The organism is Auraticoccus cholistanensis (genome assembly GCF_009742705.1).
In the GTDB taxonomy this organism is placed as follows: domain Bacteria; phylum Actinomycetota; class Actinomycetes; order Propionibacteriales; family Propionibacteriaceae; genus Auraticoccus; species Auraticoccus cholistanensis.
Genome location: NZ_WPCU01000001.1, coordinates 108,536 through 114,382 on the forward strand (window position 1 = coordinate 108,536; position 5,847 = coordinate 114,382).

The following is a 5,847-nucleotide window of genomic DNA, read 5'->3' on the forward strand; positions in this document are numbered from 1 at the left end:
GCATCGAGGCGCCACCCGGGCTGGACGGCCGGCCGCTGCAGCCGGTGGTCGCCGGCGACGACACCGACGCCGAGGTGCTGGTGCAGATCAGCGAGAGCGAGATCGGGCGGGCGCTGCGGACCCGGCGCTGGAAGTACCACGTCCGGGCGCCCGGCGAGCACGACTTCGAGACCGACCAGCCGGGCGCCGACCGCTACACCGAGGCCGAGCTGTACGACCTCGACTCCGACCCCTACGAGCTCGACAACCTCATCACCGACCGGGCGCACCGGCCGGTGGTCGAGGACCTGCGCGAACGGCTGCTGGCGGCGCTGGAGCGGGTGGAGGGCGTGCGTCCGCAGATCGAGCCGGTGCCGGTGCAGGCCCGGCTGCAGCGGCAGCCCCAGACCACGGTCCGCAGCCAGGGGCTCACCGGACGCCGGGGCGAGTACGCGGCGCAGCAGCAGCCGGCCACCCGGGGGAGCTGACGGACGGAGTGGCCTGGCCGCCGCCCGTCAGCTCCTCGGCCGGGTGCCGCTCACCCGCCGGCGCAGGAGTGGTGCACGTGGGCACCGTCCGGCGAGGCCGTGGTGCCCAGGTCGTCGGGGACGCCGGCGTCGACCCGGGGCCACTGCGCGATCGGTCGCCCGTCGGCACGGACGTGCCCCTCGATCCCCTGCGGCCACCCCGGCGGGGAGTCCTCCCAGGGCTCCTGACGTCCGTAGGCGGTCAGGTCCATCACGGCGTAGCTGTTGTCGAGCGCCTCGACGCCCCGTCCGGTGGTCCAGTAGGTCTCGAAGACCCGGTCGCCCTCGCGCAGGTAGCAGACGAGGTGGAACAGGCCCACCTGGCGACCGGCCAGCAGGGAGCCCAGCGAGGGCTCGGCGGAGTACCAGGGCATGGTCCACCCCATGAAGTCCCGGTACCGCCGGCTCTCGGGGTAGGGGCCCTGGCACAGCACGGCGTAGGTGATGTCGCGGGAGTGCAGGTAGGACAGCTCCCCGACCTGGCTGGCCACCCAGGTGCAGCCCTCGCACTGCTCGGCCGCCGGCTGTCCGGGATGCCACATCAGGTAGTAGGCGACGAGCTGGCGACGACCCTCGAAGACGTCGAGCAGGCGGACGTCGCCGTCCGGCCCGACGAGGGTCAGGTCGGGGTCCACCTCGACGGCCGGCAGGCGGCGGCGGGCGGCGGCGACGGCGTCCCCCTCCCGGGTGTGCGCCTTCTCGCGCCGGCGCAGCCGGTCGAGCTCGGCGGTGAAGGTCTCGCGGTCGACCACCGGCGGTCGCGCGCGGGAGGTGCGTGCCGGCGGTGCCGGACGGGACGTCGTCGTCATGGTGTGCTCCCGATCTGTCGAAGGGTGTGTGTGGAAGGTGCTGCTCGGGCGCCGCGGGCGGCGCTCACAGGTCCTCAGCGATCTGCTTGATCGCGGCCAGCCGGCGGTCCCACTGGGCGCCGATGCGTTGCAGCTGACGGGCGAGGTCGTCGAGCTCGGCGCCGACGACCCGGAACCGCACCTCGCGCCCGGCCCGCACCGGCTCCACCAGGCCCACCTCCTGCAGCACGCCGAGGTGCTTGGCGATCGCCTGCCGGCTGACCGGCAGACGCTGCGCCAGCGCCGAGGCGGAGGCGTCACCCTCGCCGAGGGCGGCGAGGATGCTCCAGCGGGTGTCGTCACCCAGGGCGGCGAACACCGGCACGAGGGTGCTCGCGCTCACCGGGTCACCAGCTCCACGAGCTCGTCCAGCTCGGAGTCCCAGCCCTGGCGGTGCTGCTCCATGGTGAGGGTCGGGTCGGACGTCGTCTCGAACCCGGTCTCGACCACGGTCAGCCGGGTCCCGCCGTCGACGGGCTCCAGGGTGAAGGTGAAGACGGTGGAGCGGGCCTCGTCGACGGTGCTGCTCGCGGCGTCGTCGTTGGACCAGCGGTAGCTGATGCTCCGGGGGGCGTCCACGGCCTCGACCCGGAAGGGGATCGGCGGGTTGCCCGGCCAGCTGAGCGTCCCCGCCGCGCCGGGGCCGCGCCCGTCCAGCTCGGCGGCGCCGAACCACCGCGAGATGAGCTCGGGCTCGGTGACGGCACGCCAGACCGCCTCGGGGGCGGCGGCGATGTGGATGCTGCGGCGCACGGTGAACGACTGCTCGTCCACGACGGCGCGACCGGGGTCGGTCATGTCGGTCACGGGGTGCTCCTTCTGGTCGGCTCGGGCGGTCGGCCGCCTCGATGTGCTACTCGATGGTTGCACATCCATCGCTGACCTGCAACCATCGAATTGCGGATGGTGTGGGTGTGCGGGGTGCGCCGAGGGGGCGAGGTGGTCGTCTGCCGGCCGGGCACGACCTCGCGCCCGGACCCACCACCCGGCAGACTGGGGCACCGCCCACCCACCTCGGAGAGGACGCTCGTGCCCGAAGCAGCGCTCGACCGCCACGGCCCCACCACCGCCCTGGCCGCCCGCACCTCCCTCGGGCTGGTGAGCCCGGTCCCCTGGCGGGTGCGCGTCCCCCGCGGCGAGGGGATCGTCTGCGTGGAGCTGCCCGAGGTGCTGGCCGGGCACCAGATCGCCACGGGTGAGGAGCTGCGATGGGCCGTGCTGCCCCAGGGGCTCCCCGACGGCACGGACGACGTCGCCCAGCTGCCGGAGCTGGACGTGCTCTGGCACGGCACGGCGGTCGGGCTCGACCTCCTCCTCGACGACGGCACCCGGCTGCACGACCACGACGTCACCGACCAGTACGGGGGCCGGCTGGACCCCGACAGCCAGGCGGCGGCGAAGCGGCTGTGGGTCGACCAGTGGAACCTGCGCCGGGTCGCCCTCGACACGCTCGCCGGGCGCACCGTCGTCGGGGCGCAGCTGCTGCTGCGGGCCTCGCCGCACCGCGAGCTGGTGGTCTTCCTCGACGCGGTGGCCGTCGACCCCGCCGAGCCGCTGCCCGCCGACCCCGTGGAGCAGGTGCGCACCACCCGCGGCACCCACGCCTCGGCCCGCTTCTCCCGCGGCAACACCGCGCCCTTCGTCGCCGTGCCGCAGGGGCGGCTCTTCGCCACCCCGGTCACCGACGCCGACAGCCCCCGCTGGGTCTACAGCTGGCACCAGCACGGCCGCGACGGCGACCCGCGTCCGGTGCTGGAGGCGCTCGCCACCTCCCACCTGCCCAGCCCGTGGATGGGGGAGCGGGGCGCGTTCCAGGTGATGCCCAGCCCGCTGCCGCACCCCGACCCCGACCGGCGCGCCCGGGGGCTCGCCTTCGACCACGCCGACGAGGTCGACCGTCCCCACCTGTGGTCGGCCGCGCTCGAGGGCGGGGTGCAGGCCCAGCTCACCGCCGGCGACTGCGTGATGGCCGTGCGCTGCACCTTCCCCGGCGACGAGGCCTCCTACGTGCTGGACCACCGCGGGACGTTCCGCGACGTGCGCGTCGACCGCGACGGCGACGCGCTGGTCGTCGAGGGCCTGCTCGACGACACCCCCGGCACCCCGCCGCACCACGTCCACGTCCGCATCGCCCGGGCCCTCGACCACGACCTGGCCGTGGCCGGCGACCAGCTCCGCGGCAGCGTCCGGGTGGACGCCTCCGGCGGCGCGCCGGTCGACGTCCTGGTCGGCCTGTCCACGCTGGACGCCGCCACCGCCGCCTTCGCCGTCCGCCGCTGCGGCGGTTTCGACGCCCTGGTCGAGGACGCCCGCCGTCGCTGGTCGGAGCTGCTGGCCACCGTCGAGGTCGAGGGCGCCACCGAGGACCAGCTGGTCTCGCTGCGCTCGGGGCTGTACCGGCTGTTCCTGCACCCGACCCGCCAGGACGAGCCGGTCGAGGGCGGCGGCACCCGCTGGCGCAGCCCCTACGGCGAGGTGCTGGAGTCGCCGCTGCGCGCGGTCGAGCTGGGGGAGCGTCCGGAGACCGGCGAGGGCCACTACTCGGCCACCAACGGGTTCTGGGACACCTACCGCACCGCCTGGCCGCTGCTCGGGCTGCTCGCCCCGCCGCTGGCCGGCGCGGCCGCACAGGGCTTCGTCGCCCACCACCTCGACGCCGGCTGGATGCCGCGGTGGAGCGCGCCCGGCGCCGAGGACTGCATGACCGGCACGACCAGCGACACCGTGCTGGGCGACCTGGTGGTCAAGGACGTCCCCGGCATCGACCTCGCCCAGGCCTACGACAGCGCCCTGGTCGGCGCCAGCGTCCCCGCCCCGGACGAGCGGGTCGGGCGCAAGGGGCTGCACCCCGCGCTGTTCCGCGGCTTCGTCGACACCGACACCGAGGAGGGGATGTCCTGGACGCTGGACGCCGCCCTCAACGACTGGTCGGCGTCCCGGCTGGCGGCCCGGCTGGCCGAGCAGCAGCCCGAGGGCAGCGCGGAGCGGCAGCGGCTGCAGGCCGAGACCGAGTGGCTCACCCGGCGTTCGCTGCTCTACCGCGAGGTGTTCAGCCCCGAGCACGGCATGTTCGTCGGACGTCTCCCCGACGGCGGCTGGCGGGTCCCGGTCGAGGAGTTCGAGCCCGACGAGTGGGGCCACGACTACACCGAGACCAACGCGTGGGGGACCGCGGTCACCGTGCCCCACGACGGGGCCGGGCTGGCCGCCCTGCACGGCGGGGAGGACGGGCTGTCGGCGTTGCTGGACCGGATCCTGACCCGGCCCGAGACCGGGGCGTTGCGCTTCCACGGCCACTACCCCGGGATCATCCACGAGATGACCGAGGCGCGGGACTGCCGAATGGGGATGCTGGCGCTGTCCAACCAGCCGGCCCACCACATCCCCTTCATGCTCATGCACGTCGGCCGCCACGACGACGCCCACGCGGTGGTCGGCGAGGCGCCGGACCGGTTGTTCGTCGGCTCCGACCTCGGCCAGGGCTACCCGGGCGACGAGGACAACGGCGAGATGTCGGCCTGGTGGATCTTCGCCACGCTGGGGCTGTACCCGCTGGTGCCGGCGACCGGGAGCTGGGTGCTGCTGCCGCCGCGGGTCACCCGGTCGGTGCTGCGGCCGGTGGGCGGGGCGGAGGTCAGCATCACCGTCACCAACCCCGAGGAGGGCGGACGCTACCTGCGCCGGGTCTGGGTGGACGGTGCGGAGTGGGACTCGATCTCGCTGCCGCACGAGGTGCTCGCGCGGGGCGCGGCCATCGAGGTGGAGCTGTCGCCCACGCCGTGCGGGTGGGCCGCCGGCAGCCGGCCGGTGTCGGCCTCGCAGCTGCACGGCTGGAGCGAGCCGCTGCGCGACGTCACCGCCGGGGCCCGCGCCTCCGGCGTCGTCGGGGCGCCGGCCCTGGTCGACGACACAGCCGCGGTGCCGGTGGCCCTCTACGCCGAGGAGGCGGTGGAGCTCGAGCTCGCCGCCCCCGTCGAGGTGGGCGACCTGGTGACGCTGACGGTGGACGAGGCCCAGACCGCGTCCTGGCGGCTGGAGCACCGGGTCGGCGGGCAGTGGGTCGTGGTGGACGAGCGCGAGGCCGAGGAGTTCCCTCGCCACCGCCAGACCCGCGTCTTCCGGACCCGCCGCGTCGACGGCCCGGTGGACGCCGTCCGGCTCACCCCGACCGCCCCGCTGGTGCTGCGCCAGCTGGAGGTCTTCGCCCCCTGACCGGCCCGCCCACCCCTGACAGCGTGTATGTCGTCGCGGTCTCGGTCGGTGTGTCGCGGCGTGCCGCGGTGTAGCGGACCCACGGCGTACAGGTTCTCAGGGCCGACCCGTGGCCACGGTCGTCAGAGCTCCAGACCCCGGTGCGGCGCCAGCTGCCGGCCAGCGCCGCCCGGTGCCCGGTGACCGCCCTGAGAACGTGTACGTCGTCACCGCCGGACACCGCGACACGCCGCGACACACCGACCGAGACCGCGACGACATACAGCCGGGCAGGGGCGGGG

General features: G+C 75.1%; 5 protein-coding genes (1 of these 5 running past the window's edge). 2 read left to right on the forward strand and 3 right to left on the reverse strand.

Annotated features, from left to right (window positions below; genetic code table 11):
• Positions 1-467 carry the final stretch of a sulfatase-like hydrolase/transferase gene (locus GC722_RS00490; protein ID WP_156606995.1) on the forward strand. It extends 892 nt beyond the left edge of the window, so the window shows 467 of its 1,359 coding nt (coding positions 893-1,359); its start codon lies beyond the left edge, outside the window; the stop codon is at positions 465-467.
• A gap of 50 nt (positions 468-517) precedes the next feature.
• Here GC722_RS00490 and GC722_RS00495 read toward each other — a convergent pair whose 3' ends face one another.
• The 3 genes from GC722_RS00495 to GC722_RS00505 all read right to left on the reverse strand — a co-directional run bounded on the left by GC722_RS00495 (position 518) and on the right by GC722_RS00505 (position 2,152).
• Complete coding sequence (locus tag GC722_RS00495) at positions 518-1,315, reverse strand: DUF899 family protein (RefSeq protein ID WP_156606996.1); 798 nt, start codon at positions 1,313-1,315, stop codon at positions 518-520.
• A 64-nt stretch (positions 1,316-1,379) separates the two neighbouring features.
• Complete coding sequence (locus tag GC722_RS00500; RefSeq protein ID WP_331714236.1) at positions 1,380-1,697, reverse strand: ArsR/SmtB family transcription factor; 318 nt, start codon at positions 1,695-1,697, stop codon at positions 1,380-1,382.
• Positions 1,694-2,152, reverse strand: coding sequence for an SRPBCC domain-containing protein (locus GC722_RS00505; protein WP_156607029.1), 459 nt, complete (start codon positions 2,150-2,152; stop codon positions 1,694-1,696). The genes GC722_RS00500 and GC722_RS00505 overlap by 4 nt, the downstream gene beginning before the upstream one ends.
• Positions 2,153-2,383: 231 nt before the next feature.
• Here GC722_RS00505 and GC722_RS00510 point away from each other — a divergent pair, with 231 nt between their 5' ends.
• The gene (locus tag GC722_RS00510; protein ID WP_156606997.1) at positions 2,384-5,566 is read left to right on the forward strand and encodes a GH92 family glycosyl hydrolase; all 3,183 of its coding nucleotides are present in this window, start codon (positions 2,384-2,386) and stop codon (positions 5,564-5,566) included.
• The last annotated feature ends 281 nt before the right edge of the window (positions 5,567-5,847 follow it).

Excerpts from the sequence above, each read along its gene's own strand:
- GC722_RS00495 (WP_156606996.1), bottom strand. The coding sequence starts at position 1,315 with ATGACGACGACGTCCCGTCCGGCACCGCCGGCACGCACCTCCCGCGCG.
- GC722_RS00505 (WP_156607029.1), bottom strand. The coding sequence starts at position 2,152 with ATGACCGACCCCGGTCGCGCCGTCGTGGACGAGCAGTCGTTCACCGTG.